Source organism: Anaerobacillus sp. MEB173, from assembly GCF_052119505.1.
Taxonomy (GTDB): Bacteria; Bacillota; Bacilli; order Bacillales; family JBJMAU01; genus JBJMAU01.
The window spans coordinates 649,611-663,785 of record NZ_JBJMAU010000001.1 but is presented as its reverse complement, the minus strand read 5'-3'; the positions used below and the strand labels follow the sequence as shown (position 1 = coordinate 663,785).

Here is a 14,175-nt window from a genome sequence, read left to right as displayed (position 1 = left end):
AGATAACCATTTAAAAATTTTATTGGTTATCTCTTTATTTTTGCTTTTTGACCAGTTGCAATTTGCTTTACTTTCTATTATTATCATTATTGATAATGATAATAATCAATTACCTACAGGAGGTAAATCAGGATGAATATAGGAGAAGAGAGAATTCAAATTAAAGGCAAGGTTAACATAGGTGCAACAATGTCATATCCGTATACCGTTGATGAAAAAGCTCCAGCTGTTTTACTAATTGCTGGATCCGGTCCAGGTAATCGGGATGGAAATCAACCATCATTAGAACTTAACCTATATAAGCTGATTGCAGAATCGTTAACGGATGCTGGCTACATTTCTCTTCGCTATGATAAAAGAGGAGTTGGTGAAAGCGAAGGGGATCTTGCACGTGCAGGAATGTGGGATTTAGTCGACGATGCTGAAAGTGCACTAAATTATTTGCGTGAGCATCCTCACGTAGATGAAAATCGTATCTTTGTTTTAGGTCATAGTGAAGGAACAATGCTAGCGACAGCATTGAATGAAAGAACCCCAGTTTCAGGTCTAATTCTCATTGCTGGAGCGGGAGATACAATTGAAAGTGCGACAAAATATCAAAGAGAGTTAGCATATGAAGAAATGAATAACGAGACAGGACTAAAGGGATGGTTAATCAAAAAATTAAAAGTAACGGAAAAAGCTGAAAAGAAAGCTGAGAAGATATTTAGAAAAATGGCAGCAAGTAAGAAGGATATGATCCGAGTTCAATTTGTAAAAATGCCCGCAAAATGGTTCAGAGAACATTTTCATTATGATTTAAAAGGAGCGATGAAAAAGGTTACGTGTCCGGTTTTGGCAATTAATGGATCAAAGGATATCCAAACAAGAGTCGAAAAAGTATATGACGTACCTGAGCTTGTCTCTGGTCCAGCAGAAGTACATGTTATTAATGGGATGAATCATGTTTTACGCCAACAAGAAGGGAATGTCTCGATTCAAAAAGTGGTTGTCGCTTATCGCGAGCAAGTTAGAACCCCGCTTCATAGAGAGCTTATGCCCAAAATTATCGACTGGCTAAATCGGGTGAATAAGTAAAGTGACAAGTATTATTTAGGGGGTGATAATTATGGTAATGTCAAAAACAGATTTGATTTTACATCCAGTCAGAATGAAAATTATCCAGTCATTAATAAAACGGCCACTAACAGTTCAAGAACTATTGGAGTGGCTTCCTGAAATCCCGCAAGCAACATTATACCGGCAGTTGAAGATACTAACTGATAACAGTGTGATTTACATCTCAAGTGAACGTAAAGTACGAGGAGCAATGGAACGGACGTACTCATTAAATCAAGAGGCTGCAAATCTTAGTGCTGAAGAGGCTAATCAGATAAGCAAAGATGAACATATGAAATATTTTATGACATATTTTGCCAACATAATGGAGATTGTAGAGGAGTACTTAGATTGTGAAGGGCGTGAAATGGCAAAGGACGGGTTTGGGTATCGACAAAGTGATTTATATTTGGATGATGAAGAGTTTCAGCAGTTTAAAATTGACCTCACAAATATTATGAAAAAGTATGCAGCTAACGAACCTGCTAAGCAACGAAGGAGAAGGACGTTTGCCACAATAGTTGTACCAAAATTGAAATGAGCAAGAACGTAGAAGGGTAATAGCAGAGCAATGGATAAGGTGAGTCGCATTTGTTAACAATGTATCTAGACATTTAGGAAAACTAACGACAAAGGTGGGTTTCTGTTGTTGCATTATTACCGTGAAGGCAGTGGTGAGCCTCTAGTTTTGATCCATGGATTTCTAAGTACAAATCGTGTGTTTGATAAAATAAGGTCCAACTTAACAAAACAATTTGATGTGATTGCTATAGATTTACCTGGTCATGGCAAATCATCGCTATCAAATGTACAAACAATTGATGACTATACAGATAAGATTATTGAATTGCTTTCTTCCTTACACATAAAAAACGCAACTTGGTTAGGCCATTCAATGGGTGGCTATATTACGATGGCTGCTGTTGAAAAACAGTCTGACTATGTGAAAAGAGCAGTCTTTGCATATTCATCTCCTGTAGCTGATTCAGATAAAGAGAAGGAGCAACGAGATCAACATGTTGAAAAAATCCGTACCTTTGGTCTTGATGAATTTATCAAAGAGCGCATCCCCCTTTATTTTGCATTTTATCCTGATCCAAAAAATTTGGAGGAAGCCTTTAGACATGCTAAACAAACAACAGTTGATGGGGCAATAGCAGCAACGGTGGCGATGAAGGAACGTCGGGATCAAGTAGACATGATTAATAAGACTAAGATCCCACTCTTATTTATAGAAGGTAAAAAAGATATGGTTGAAAAACCTTTTCAGTCCTCTTCGAAACTAGTGACTAAAGCGCAAACGGATACTTCACATATGGGGATGTTTGATAATCCAGAGCAATTTCTAGCTGAGCTGCAAAATTGGATAGAAAAACCTAACCTATAACTGTAAACGGAATGATATTATTAATCATACGGTATATAAGCTGTTGAAAATACACTCAACGGCTTTTTTACTTTTTAATCTAAATTTTGGAAAATGATAGTATAATTGAATTTATAGAGAGGTGGTGTTTTATGGGGAGTCCATTTATACCTGTACGTACGAGTAAAAGATTTAACATAAAAAAGATAGTAAGAAATGTAATTTTTACCTTTCTCATTATCATTTTATTGCATTCAATTTATGGATATTTCAAACCATTACCAAATGGACTATCAGTTGAAGGAGATATTCATCAAGGTGATGTTGAATTCTTGTATGATTTAACGTACGAAAGCGATAACGGAATTATGAAAGAGCAAAGCATCTTTGAACGGATTCATTCGTTAATCGATGAAGCTGATGATTTTATAATTGTAGACATGTTTCTATTTAATGATGAATATGATCGTGCCTTTGAATATCCAACGGTATCAAACGATTTAGTTCAAGCTCTCATTGAAAAAAAAGGTGAACAGCCTGAAGTAGAAATAGTTGTAATTACCGATCCGATTAACACTTTTTATGGATCGTACTCTCCGGATTCGTTTCAACAGCTAGAACAAGCAGGAATTTATATCGTTTATACGGATTTGGCATCGCTAAGAGATTCTAATCCTGTTTATTCTGGGTTTTGGCGTTCAGTTATGAAATGGTTTGGGAAGTCTGAGGATGGCTGGCTTCCAAGTCCTTTTAGTCCTGATTCACCAAATGTGACACTTCGCTCATACTTTGATTTATTAAATTTTAAAGCAAATCATCGTAAAGTCGTGATTACCGAAAAGGAAGCAGTTGTCACATCAGCAAACCCGCATGATGCCAGTGGGAATCATTCAAACATTGCTTTTGCTTTAAAGGGAAAGATTATAGAGGATTTAATTCGTTCGGAAAAAGCAGTGGTGTCCATGTCTGGGACAGATGATGAGCTTTTTGATAGACTGCAGATTAAAGATGAAACCGCAAAAGATGAGGAACAAGCGGGGCTTCAACTTGTTACGGAAGGGGAAATTAGAGAACATTTGTTAAGGGAAATTGATGAAGCTGTAGAAGGCGATACGATATATGTCGGTGCTTTTTACTTATCTGACCGAAAAGTCATTCGTAAATTACTGGATGCCGCTGAACAAAATGTGACGATCCGTCTTATTTTGGATGCGAACAAGGATGCTTTTGGAAGAGAAAAAAATGGTGTTCCTAATCGCCCTGTAGCTTATGAATTAATTAAAAAGTCGAAACAGAAAATAGAAGTTCGTTGGTACAACACGAATGGAGAACAATACCATACAAAGCTTGTCATGATAGATAAGGGAGAGGAAGCAGTATTAATTGGTGGCTCAGCCAATTTTACAAAACGAAATCTCGGAGATCTGAATTTAGAAAGTAATGTAAAGGTAACCGGATCAGCTGAGCTTATCATTATGCAACAGGCGAGAGACTATTTTGAAATGTTGTGGAGGAATGAAGGAGCAAACTATACACTTGACTATGAAGATTATAAAGATGATTCTCTTATGAGCAGATTCCTTTACCGTTTTCAGGAATGGAGCGGAATATCTAGTTTTTAGAGAATACAACATCCACCTCACTAGTTTTTGAGGTGGATGTTTCATTTTAAAAAACAAGATCATTTTCTTCTATTTGCCGATATATATACATTAGTAGATAAAAAGCCGTTACGTTGAAGGTTACAAGCAAATATACATACAGAGAGAAGAAAGGAGGAGATTGGTATGAAAGCGAGGAAAAGACATCTAAATTTTATGACTTGGAATCTCTATTTAGGTGCAGATCTTCAACCGATTTTAACTTCTTCATTTGAACAACTTTCAGAGCGGATAATAGAAGTTTTGCTTCAATTTCTTGTGACAAATTTTCATACTCGTGTAAAAACAATTGCACGTCTGATTGGTGCAAATAAACCTGACATTATTGGGCTCCAAGAAGTAGAACTATTTGAACTATTTCCTTTGAAACTTCCGTCTGCATCATATGACTTTTTACAACTGCTTCAGCATGAATTTAGTCTTCTTGGAATAAATTATGAAGTCGTTGCAATTAATAAAAATCACTCGTTGGAGCTACCATTGAATCTAGGAAAAAGATTACGATTTATTGATAGGGATGTAATATTAATGAAAAAAGAATCGCGATTGCGTGTTTGTGCGGTTGAAGAAAAGAATTTTAGAACAAACTTCTCTACTCAGCTAGCAGGAAGGACATTTAATATTGTTCGCGGGTGGTCTACTGTTGATGTTCATAAAAACGGTGATACGTTTCGTGTGATTAATACTCATCTTGAACCAGATTTTACAGACGTTCAAGTGGCTCAAGGGAATGAATTATTAGATGGACCAGCAAGGACAGACCTGCCTCTCGTTGTATTGGGCGATTTAAATTCTAATGCTGACGGATCTGGAAAGATGACATATGAGAATTTTCTTAATGAAGGGTTTCATGATGTCTGGACTGAGAAGGGACAAAGGTACGGCTTCACTTGTTGTCAGCATCCTAATTTATTAAATGTGGTCTCAAGTCTAAACCGAAGAATCGATTTTATTTTATATAAAAATGGGTGGGAACCTCTTAATGCAATAATAGTCGGAAACCAAAAACGTGACAGAACGCCATTTGGACTTTGGCCATCAGATCATGCTGGGGTCATAGCTAGGTTAACGTTATAATAAGTTGATTTTAAATATAGCTAAGAAAGGGTACCCTCTCTTAATCACGAATTAGATTATGGTAAAATGACTAAGATGTGATAAAAGAAGGAAATAAGTGAGGGGCATAAGGAATGAACAATTATAAGCTTGTTATTTTATATGATGGAGGACGTTATAAAGGGTGGCAACGTCTCGGTAATAATGAAAATACAATTCAAGCTAAAATTGAACATGTTTTATCAGAAATGGTTGGAAGAGAAGTAGAAATTATAGGTTCAAGTCGTACTGATGCCGGTGTACATGCCTTTGCGCAAGTCGCAAATTTTAAGGTGAAGGAAACTTTGTCCGAGGATGAAATAAAAAACTATTTAAATCGTTTTCTCCCGCAAGATATCAGTATAAAAGAGGTAGAATTAGTTCATGAACGATTTCATGCGCGATATAAGGCGAAAGATAAGACGTATTTGTACAAAATTTGGAATGAGGATCATATCAATCCTTTTATGCGTAAGTACAGTATGCATGTTAAAAAAAAGCTGAGCATTTCCAAAATGCAAATTGCAGCACAATCATTTCTAGGTGAGCATGATTTTACCGCCTTTTCCAATGCAAAATCAAAGAAAAAGTCAATGATTCGTGAGATCTATGGAATTGACATCGAAGAAAAAGCAGGCTTCGTCTATATAAGAGTTCGTGGTGAGGGGTTTCTTTATAATATGGTTCGCAAAATGGTTGCAACGTTAATTGAAGTAGGTATAGGACATATACAACCAGAGGAAATCACAAATATTTTACAACTAAAAGAACGAAATCAAGTTCCATATATGGCTGATGCAGGTGGATTGTATTTGGAAAAAATTGAGTTTTAATTACGTAATTAAATCAAATGAAAGACAGATGATTCTCACTCACATGCAGAAGTGTCTGTCTTTCATTTTTAGCTGTGTTATCGTTTTTAAAAAACTTATACAATGTTGAAGTCATGTCATAAAATCCTATACAGGTAAACTGAGTGATAATTAGAATTAAAAAAGGGTATATTTACATTACATAACTTTTGATTTTTTGTGATTATTTTTAAACAGAAAGGGTGTATCGGATGACAATACTTGAAGTTATCATACGCACAAGTATTGCTTTTGTTATCTTATATGTATTATGTCGAATACTTAATAAAAAGTTAATTGCGCAGATGACATTTTTTGACTTTGTTGCTGGTATTACGATTGGCTCGATTGTTGCAAGTGCAATTCTCACGAAGGATTTGCCAATTTACATAAGTATGACTAGTCTCATTCTCTTTTGTTTCTATGTTTTACTAAGTAATATTGCTGCAATAAAAAGTTTAATTGGCAGGAAGATTCTTGAGGATGAACCAACATATTTAATGAAGGAAGGGCAAGTGTTAGAAGAAGGATTGAAAAAATCAATGTTAACGATGGATAGCCTTCTATCGTATTTACGCAAAAAAAATATCTTTAACATCGATGAGGTAGAAACAGCGCTTCTTGAAACAGATGGAACGGTTTCCGTTTTAAAAAAGCCCGCCTATTTACCTGCAATGCAAAAAGATGTTTTTAACATACAGTCTTCTAGAGGAGTGGGACAGGCATTTATTATTGACGGAAAAGTATTAATGAAAACTGTTGAGTTGTTAGGAAAGGATATTGAATGGGTCAGAGATACACTATCACGAAACAATATCTCAAGAATTGAAGATGTTTTTTTCGCTCAAATTGATACGAAAGGGTTTGTTTACATCGATACACGAAAAGATGTTGTTGGATCAAGTGAAAAATAGATAGGGCATGGATAAATTTACATAATATGTAAAAATAGGGAGATTATAACTTTAATGAACAAAAAAATACTACGATTGGTGTAAAGTTATATGTCTAAGTTCATCAATATTGGAATGAATGTTGAAACGTTTCTTATAGTAACGGTGGTTACTGGTGGCATAATAGGAATTCTTCTTTTTTTAAGGATTGACCTAAAGCGGTACGGTCTATTATATTTATTGAGTGTAATTGTTGGTAATGTGCTTTGTTATTTGTTTGTAGAACTTGGCTTCTATTCTTATCCTTATCGTCTATTTCCCACACTGTCTAGGATGCCGATTGTAGAAATAACGTTATCTTTTCCTTTACTTGTCTTACTCTCGGTACGGTATAGTCCTAAAATTTGGGCATGGAAAATTCCTTTTTATTGGGCAATTATTCATATTGGTATGTTTATTGAAACAGTTATATTAATGAATACTCGTATCATTACTTATGAGTATAAATGGGATTTTTGGGACTCATATACATGGTGGTGGATTTATTTATTAGTGTTTGAATGGATTGGTAGTATGATAATTCCGGAACAGTTACGTAAGCCACTTAGTATTCGCACCTTACGTTATGGAAGGTTAGGATGGTTTCTTATTCATTTTGTTTTAATAATTACCATCTTCTTAGGCGGGTATTATCTAGGTTCGTTAAAATAACCAGTATGTCAATTTGAACTGGAAACTTTGAAGTCGTATACATAAATGGTATATAGTGAAATAGAGATTTGCATAAAGGGTGTTTGGTGATGATGAAACAAAATCCAATTTGGAAAAAGTGGTGGCTATGGGCGATTATCGTTTTTCTTTTTTTTAATTTTCTAGTGAACCAATTTCAAAACGAAGAAAAAATTTCGCCAGAACAAAATGATATTATTAATAGTAATATATCGACTCATTAATTAAAATGTCCATCTTTGTTGAAAAAAACAGAGATGGACATTTTACTTATATATTCTGTGCATAATTTTCATTTTGAATGTTGTTCAACATAATATATAGGCTGTGTTTTTTGATAAGCTAAGAATTTTGATTATACTTACTTTTTCTTATTAGCTTCTTCAGTTACAACAAGAGCAAGGTCTTCATTTCCAAACAGAGATAGCGCATTAAGTAATGTACTTGTTAAGATTTCACCAGCTTCTTCTTTTGGCAAAGTTAAATCAATCGCCTGTTGCAATGATGGATTAGATCCCTGCAGTGGATAAGCGCGATTGTATAATTCAACTGGATCGAGGTCATTATTAATGCACCATTGTGCAAACACTAAAATCATCATTTGCTCATCCTTTTGGTAATTTTGAATAACTTGTAGTTCGATGTCTTTTTTTGAATTCATGCAATAATCCCCTTATAAATGAAAGATAGTTTCATTATAGTAAAGGTTATTCTTAAAGAAAATACCCCCAAAGCAGAACTCTGTGTAATAAGTTATACATAATTAGTAAACCATTCAAATATAGAAGTATTATGATTACTTATTGGAGGTTATTGATGATGGCGAGCCAAACAGGAGAAATTGTACAAAGTTCATTAGCTGCACTGTTAGAGAATGATTCATTTTTACCTAATTTAAAAGGGCAAACAAGAAAGAAAGCATTTACGTCATTAGCTGCGATCCTGTCAACTCCAAACCATGTTCACAAATCTTTTTTGCGTATTTCTTTAGAAAATGAAGAAGTTGTGCGAATTCCAGCTTATCGAATTCAACATAATAATACTCTTGGCCCATATAAGGGAGGGATTCGCTTTCATGAAAATGTAAATGAAAGTGAAGTAACGAATCTTGCTGCGTTAATGACGTTAAAGAATGCTCTACATGAAGTTCCTTTTGGGGGCGGAAAAGGTGGAGTCGTTATTAATCCAAGAGAATATTCAGTGAAAGAGCTTCATCGAATTTGTCAAAAGTATGTTCGTTCCTTTAGTGACATCATAGGCCCTGATAAAGATATTCCAGCACCTGATATGGGTACAGGTGACCGAGAAATGGATTGGATGACGGCAGAATATAAAAGTATACGGCCTGGTCAACCATATCGAGGCAGTTTTACAGGGAAAAGTGTTGTCAATGGTGGATCATTAGGTAGAAGAGAAGCAACTGGCAAAGGAGTTTACTTTACGTTTCGCTATTTACTTCATGACTTTGTTAAAGAGGAAAAAAGCTGGTTAATCTCTACAGGGAATAACTATGCGAAAACAGCGGTTGCACTTTCTGATCAGCCGTTAAGGGTTGCAGTTCAAGGCTTTGGTAATGTTGGATCGATTGCTGCTCTTGAAGCGTATCATTGTAAGCAGGTTCATAATAAAGTAGTTGCTGTCAGTGACCGCAATGTGACGCTTTATAACTCGGAAGGATTAGACATACCAGCATTAGCTGATTATACGTATCACAATCAAGGAGATTTGCCAAAAAATGTAGAGGAATTAACAAAATCAGGGGTAAAGGCAACCATTCTGGATCGTGAAGATGTACTTTATCTTGATGTTGAGGTTCTCATTTTGGCAGCTTTAGAGGATCAAATCCGCAAAGACAATGTTGAACAAGTAAAAGCCAAAATTATTGTAGAAGGCGCCAACGCTCCTGTAACGGGTGATGCGGACAAAGTATTAAATAATAAGGGTGTTATTATTATCCCCGATATACTAGCGAACGCAGGCGGTGTTATAGTCTCTTATTTTGAATGGCTTCAAGGCAGGGAAACACAGTTTTACAGTGAGGAAGAAGTGTTTGCGTTATTAAGTGAGAAGATGCAATCAACAATGAGTACAATTCTTCCACAATATTTTGGCGATCCATATTCATTGCGTCAAAACTGTTATATTCATGCAGTAATGAAGTTATCAAACATTCTCTATCGACAAGGAAAACTGTATTAGTTTTATGGTGACAGACACCGATCGTGGACATTTCATACCGAAATGTCCACGATCGGTGTCTGTCACTTTTTTTTGTCACTTTTTTTCTTTTTTCTTAAGAAAGTCTTAAGATTTTTCCTAATTGAATGTTAAGATTTGTAGATTATAATGTGTTTAATGTTAGAAAATGAACTTTTGATGATGAAAGGAGCGGGTGTAATTGACGAACTCGAACTATTCGATTTTGGTTGTCGACGATGATAAAGAAATAAGAGATGCGATAGATATTTATTTACGTAATGAAGGGATATCTGTTTTAAAAGCAAAGGACGGAGTAGAAGCGCTCGAAATTCTTAGTGAACAGGAGGTGCATCTTATTATTCTTGATGTTATGATGCCACGGCTTGATGGGATTCAGGCAACATTTAAAATCCGTGAAACAAAGAACATCCCAATTATTATACTTAGTGCTAAGACTGAAGATACGGACAAAATTCTCGGTCTTCAAGTTGGGGCTGATGATTACGTGACAAAGCCTTTTAATCCATTAGAGCTGTTAGCCCGTGTAAAATCCCAGCTTCGACGTTATGTCACATTGGGTACATATGATGGCGTTCAAAAAGTTATTGACCATAACGGTCTTACATTGGACCAAGCAGCAAAAGAGGTGACCGTTCACGGGGACCCTGTAAAATTAACTCCAATTGAATATAAAATCATTGAATTACTAATGGTCAATGCGGGCCGAGTATTTTCGATTCATGAAATTTATGAGCGCGTATGGAACGAGCCTTGTCACAATGCCGAAAATACTGTCGCTGTCCATATTCGTAAAATTCGAGAAAAAATTGAGATCGATCCGAAAAATCCAAGATATTTAAAGGTGGTATGGGGAATTGGATATAAAATTGAAAAATAAATTACTTACATTTGCGCTTTTGTTTTTGTTTACAATCGGCATTAGTGGGATCACTTCAACATTTAGTGCTTCCGACTATTATATTAATAAGGATTATTTTGAAACAGAAGATTTTGAAAGTACAGTTAATCAGTTATTTACGCATTTAAACATGTTTGAGTTAAATCATGTACCTAGTGATGCATTAAAAGAGGCGATTGTAGTGACCGATGAGGAAATTAATGAACATCGTTATCGGTATGGTACGCTGACCGAACAAGTGGGAAATATAAATGAGCAATATGAACCGAACATTCAAGAAGCTGTTCACTCAAATAATAATGAACTTGCTGATATGTATCGAAAAGAGCGAGATGAAAAGATTGAAGATATTACAACAAACTTTAGCGATGACGAACACGTTCGGGCAAAAATAGTAAATGAAAAAGAACAGCGGATTGATGAGTATTATCGGGAACTTGAAAATTACCGGGGTGAGTATAATAGATACAAAGATGCATTTCAATATTATTTAGTGGATATGAAAACGGGTGATATCTATACGAATGTTGATAGTTCTAAAACCTCAGAGGAGGGACTAAAAAACAAGGAAGAGTTTATTTTTTTCCGGACCTATCCTTCGCGACATTCGAACAATATTGTTACTGATCAAAGAGTTTTCTATACGGAATACGGTGATGTAGAAGAAATGATTAGACAGAGTACTTCAAGTATGTATGAGGGACAGATTGCAATCTCAAAAAAAAATCCTAGTTCAAATTTTATTCTTGAAAATTATTACGATTTTAAGCAAAGACAAATCATTTTTTTTAGTTATGCTATCTTCTCTTTGATAGCGTTAGCTTTAAGTATTTATCTTTATAAAAAAACAACACTGCTTCATTCCCCGCACCTGGGAAAATGGAATGCATATTATAATCGAATTCCAATAGATATAAAAGTAATTGTGTTCGGCATTAGTACGATGATTACACTTGCTCTCTTATTTAGCCAGCATTTTTATTACTATAGACTGTATCCGTTTATTGAAAAGCTACTCGTTCATGGAATCATCACTACCGTATTTGTAACATTAGTGCTATTGCAAGGGAAACTACTCTATGATCGTTATAAGGATTTATACATTTTAAAAGAAGATTGGCAAAAAAGTATTGTTGTTCGGGTATTTGGAGCAATTCAGGATGTCTTTTTAAACAGGAGTGTCGGATTTAAAACTTTTCTACTTTTAGCTGTGGTTTTTGCATTTGGTTTTGGTGCGGTTGTTGTGATTTTAAACCCAGTATTTCTATTAATCTATTTGCCGGCGTTTGTCATCTTTGCCCTCCCAATCCTAGTGATCTTAGTGAAGCGTATTGGGTATTTTAATCGAATGATTCGCTATACCAACGAGATTGCCATAGGAAATTTCGAGGCCGACCTTCCAGTTGAAGGAAAGTCAGTTCTTGCTTCTCATGTTGCTAATATTAATACGTTAAAGCATGGTGTGAAAACGTCTCTAAAGGAACAAGCAAAAAGCGAACGGTTAAAAGCAGAACTAATTACCAACGTTAGTCATGACTTACGAACACCATTAACCTCAATTATGACGTATACTGAATTGTTAAAATCACCATCTCTTTCAGACGATGAGCGAAATTCATATATTAAAATTATTGATCGTAAATCCAAACGGTTAAAGGTTCTTATTGATGATTTATTTGAAGCGTCAAAAATGGCAAGTGGAACAATTGAGCTTTCTAAGGAAAAAGTTGATCTTGTTCAATTATTGCAGCAAGCATTAGCTGAATATGATGAAAAAATGAAGGAAACAACGTTACAATTTCGAATTACACAGCCAGAAACACCGGTTTATGCCGTAGTCGACGGTCAAAAAATATGGCGTGTCTTTGATAATCTGATAGGAAATATTTTTAAATATTCATTGGAAGGAACGAGGGTATATATTTCTATCGACCCTAATCCTAATGAAGTAGCCATTACCTTCAAAAACGTTACTAAGTATGAACTTGGCGGAAATATTGATGAGATGTTTGAGCGCTTTAAGCGTGGAGATACATCACGACATACTGAAGGATCAGGACTGGGATTAGCAATAGCAAAATCGATTGTTGACCTTCACGACGGCAGTATGGATATCGAAGTAGACGGAGATTTATTTAAAGTATCAATAAAGTTAAACAGTAATTAATTGGTGACAAATTAATTGGTGACAGACACCGTTCATGGACAATTTTGTATCAATTGTCCACGGGCGGTGTCTGTCACTATTTATTCTGTTTTTCTATTCTGAATTGTATGAAAATAATGATAATCTTGAGTATTTGAGAGGATATGGGGTTATATAGGAGGAATAGGCAATATGATTAACCTGATATTCTCTTACCTCAATATAGCATAAGTAATACTTAGATATTTGAGATTACACAATTTGTGGAAAATTCTTAGAATGTATAAAGTATTAGATGTGCCGAATAAAGTTTTCTGAAATACTATTTCGGAAATAAAACAAAAGGGTCAATTAGGAGGAGAAAAGCTTGAAATATTTAGAGAGAAAAACGAAAAAGAGTTTTAAATTAAAAAGTGCGATGGTTGCATTTGCAGCAACAGCACTTCTTATGGTGACAGGATGTGGGTCGTCTGAAGATGTACAAGCTGGTAATGAGAAGGAAGAAATTTCAGTAGCAGTTGTACAAGACTATCCGCCATTTGAATATGTGGTTGATGGACAACTAACCGGTTTTGATGTTGATATTATTGAAGCGATCGCTGAGAATCAAAATCTAACAGTAGATTGGAAGATCATGAAGTTTGATGGTATTATTCCAGCACTTCAAGCAAACCAAGTTGATGCAGCAGTATCGGCGATTGCAATCAGAGAAGACCGTGCAGAGGTTGTCGACTTTACGGAACCGTACTTTGAATCAGGCCTATCACTCGTTGTTCCAGTAGATAGTGATATTAATAGTATTGAAGATTTAGAGGGAGCAACAATTGTTGCTAAGCAAGGAACATCAAGTCTTGAGCAAGCAAAAGCATTTGCTGAAGAGTTTAACGGCGACTATACGACACTCCAAGAGGACGCAACAATGTATATGGAAATCGCTTCAGGAAATGCAGATGCGTTAATTAATGACTATCCAAGTGTTGCTTACAAAATCGTAACGGATGGAGATGAAAGTGATATTCGTATCGTCGGGGACAGATTAACTGGTGAAGATTACGGTATTCCAGTTTCAAAAGGTTCTGAAGGATTGGTAGACAAGCTTAACGAGGGATTAAATTATCTATTCGAGAGCGGAAAATACGATGAAATTTATAATCAATATTTTGGAGAATAATATTAACTTACAGATGTGACTGAGTAAGTCGCACCTTTTTCTTTAAA

Annotated in this window: 14 protein-coding genes; 13 read left to right on the top strand and 1 reads right to left on the bottom strand. The window is 35.4% G+C overall.

Features of this window, described 5'->3' with window-relative positions:
- Nucleotides 1–132 precede the first annotated feature (132 nt).
- From ACJ2A9_RS03325 to ACJ2A9_RS03285, 9 genes are all read left to right on the top strand, one after another.
- Nucleotides 133–1,077: an alpha/beta hydrolase family protein gene (locus ACJ2A9_RS03325; RefSeq protein WP_441420175.1), complete on the top strand. Its 945-nt coding sequence runs from the start codon at nt 133–135 to the stop codon at nt 1,075–1,077.
- Nucleotides 1,078–1,108: 31 nt separating this feature from the next.
- Nucleotides 1,109–1,639: a helix-turn-helix domain-containing protein gene (locus tag ACJ2A9_RS03320; RefSeq protein WP_441420174.1), complete on the top strand. Its 531-nt coding sequence runs from the start codon at nt 1,109–1,111 to the stop codon at nt 1,637–1,639.
- Nucleotides 1,640–1,744: 105 nt separating this feature from the next.
- Complete coding sequence (locus ACJ2A9_RS03315) at nt 1,745–2,485, top strand: alpha/beta fold hydrolase (protein WP_441420173.1); 741 nt, start codon at nt 1,745–1,747, stop codon at nt 2,483–2,485.
- Between the two features lie 131 nt (nt 2,486–2,616).
- Nucleotides 2,617–4,086 carry a phospholipase D family protein gene (locus tag ACJ2A9_RS03310; RefSeq protein ID WP_441420172.1) on the top strand — a complete coding sequence of 490 codons (1,470 nt, stop codon included), beginning with the start codon at nt 2,617–2,619 and terminating at the stop codon, nt 4,084–4,086.
- Between the two features lie 165 nt (nt 4,087–4,251).
- Nucleotides 4,252–5,202, top strand: a complete 951-nt coding sequence (locus tag ACJ2A9_RS03305) for an endonuclease/exonuclease/phosphatase family protein (RefSeq protein WP_441420171.1) — start codon at nt 4,252–4,254, stop codon at nt 5,200–5,202.
- 113 nt (nt 5,203–5,315) lie between these two features.
- On the top strand, nt 5,316–6,053 hold the full coding sequence (gene truA / locus ACJ2A9_RS03300) for a tRNA pseudouridine(38-40) synthase TruA (protein ID WP_441420170.1): 738 nt from the start codon (nt 5,316–5,318) through the stop codon (nt 6,051–6,053).
- 230 nt (nt 6,054–6,283) lie between these two features.
- Nucleotides 6,284–6,985, top strand: coding sequence for a DUF421 domain-containing protein (locus tag ACJ2A9_RS03295; RefSeq protein ID WP_441420169.1), 702 nt, complete (start codon nt 6,284–6,286; stop codon nt 6,983–6,985).
- Between the two features lie 90 nt (nt 6,986–7,075).
- Nucleotides 7,076–7,675, top strand: coding sequence for a CBO0543 family protein (locus tag ACJ2A9_RS03290; RefSeq protein WP_441420168.1), 600 nt, complete (start codon nt 7,076–7,078; stop codon nt 7,673–7,675).
- An 89-nt stretch (nt 7,676–7,764) separates the two neighbouring features.
- Entirely contained in the window at nt 7,765–7,917 is a 153-nt protein-coding gene (locus tag ACJ2A9_RS03285; protein WP_441420167.1) for a hypothetical protein, read from the top strand.
- 137 nt (nt 7,918–8,054) lie between these two features.
- Here ACJ2A9_RS03285 and ACJ2A9_RS03280 read toward each other — a convergent pair whose 3' ends face one another.
- Nucleotides 8,055–8,354, bottom strand: a complete 300-nt coding sequence (locus ACJ2A9_RS03280) for a hypothetical protein (protein ID WP_441420166.1) — start codon at nt 8,352–8,354, stop codon at nt 8,055–8,057.
- Nucleotides 8,355–8,512: 158 nt separating this feature from the next.
- Between ACJ2A9_RS03280 and ACJ2A9_RS03275 the strand changes: the two genes are divergently transcribed.
- The 4 genes from ACJ2A9_RS03275 (at nt 8,513) to ACJ2A9_RS03260 (ending at nt 14,128) form a co-directional block, all read left to right on the top strand.
- Nucleotides 8,513–9,892, top strand: coding sequence for a Glu/Leu/Phe/Val family dehydrogenase (locus tag ACJ2A9_RS03275; protein ID WP_441420165.1), 1,380 nt, complete (start codon nt 8,513–8,515; stop codon nt 9,890–9,892).
- 199 nt (nt 9,893–10,091) lie between these two features.
- Nucleotides 10,092–10,790 carry a response regulator transcription factor gene (locus tag ACJ2A9_RS03270; RefSeq protein ID WP_441420164.1) on the top strand — a complete coding sequence of 233 codons (699 nt, stop codon included), beginning with the start codon at nt 10,092–10,094 and terminating at the stop codon, nt 10,788–10,790.
- Nucleotides 10,768–12,978 (top strand): histidine kinase dimerization/phospho-acceptor domain-containing protein, encoded by a 2,211-nt coding sequence (locus tag ACJ2A9_RS03265; RefSeq protein WP_441420163.1) that lies wholly within the window; start codon nt 10,768–10,770, stop codon nt 12,976–12,978. Before ACJ2A9_RS03270 ends, ACJ2A9_RS03265 begins: the two co-directional genes overlap by 23 nt.
- Nucleotides 12,979–13,324: 346 nt before the next feature.
- Complete coding sequence (locus ACJ2A9_RS03260; protein ID WP_441420162.1) at nt 13,325–14,128, top strand: transporter substrate-binding domain-containing protein; 804 nt, start codon at nt 13,325–13,327, stop codon at nt 14,126–14,128.
- Nucleotides 14,129–14,175 lie beyond the last annotated feature (47 nt).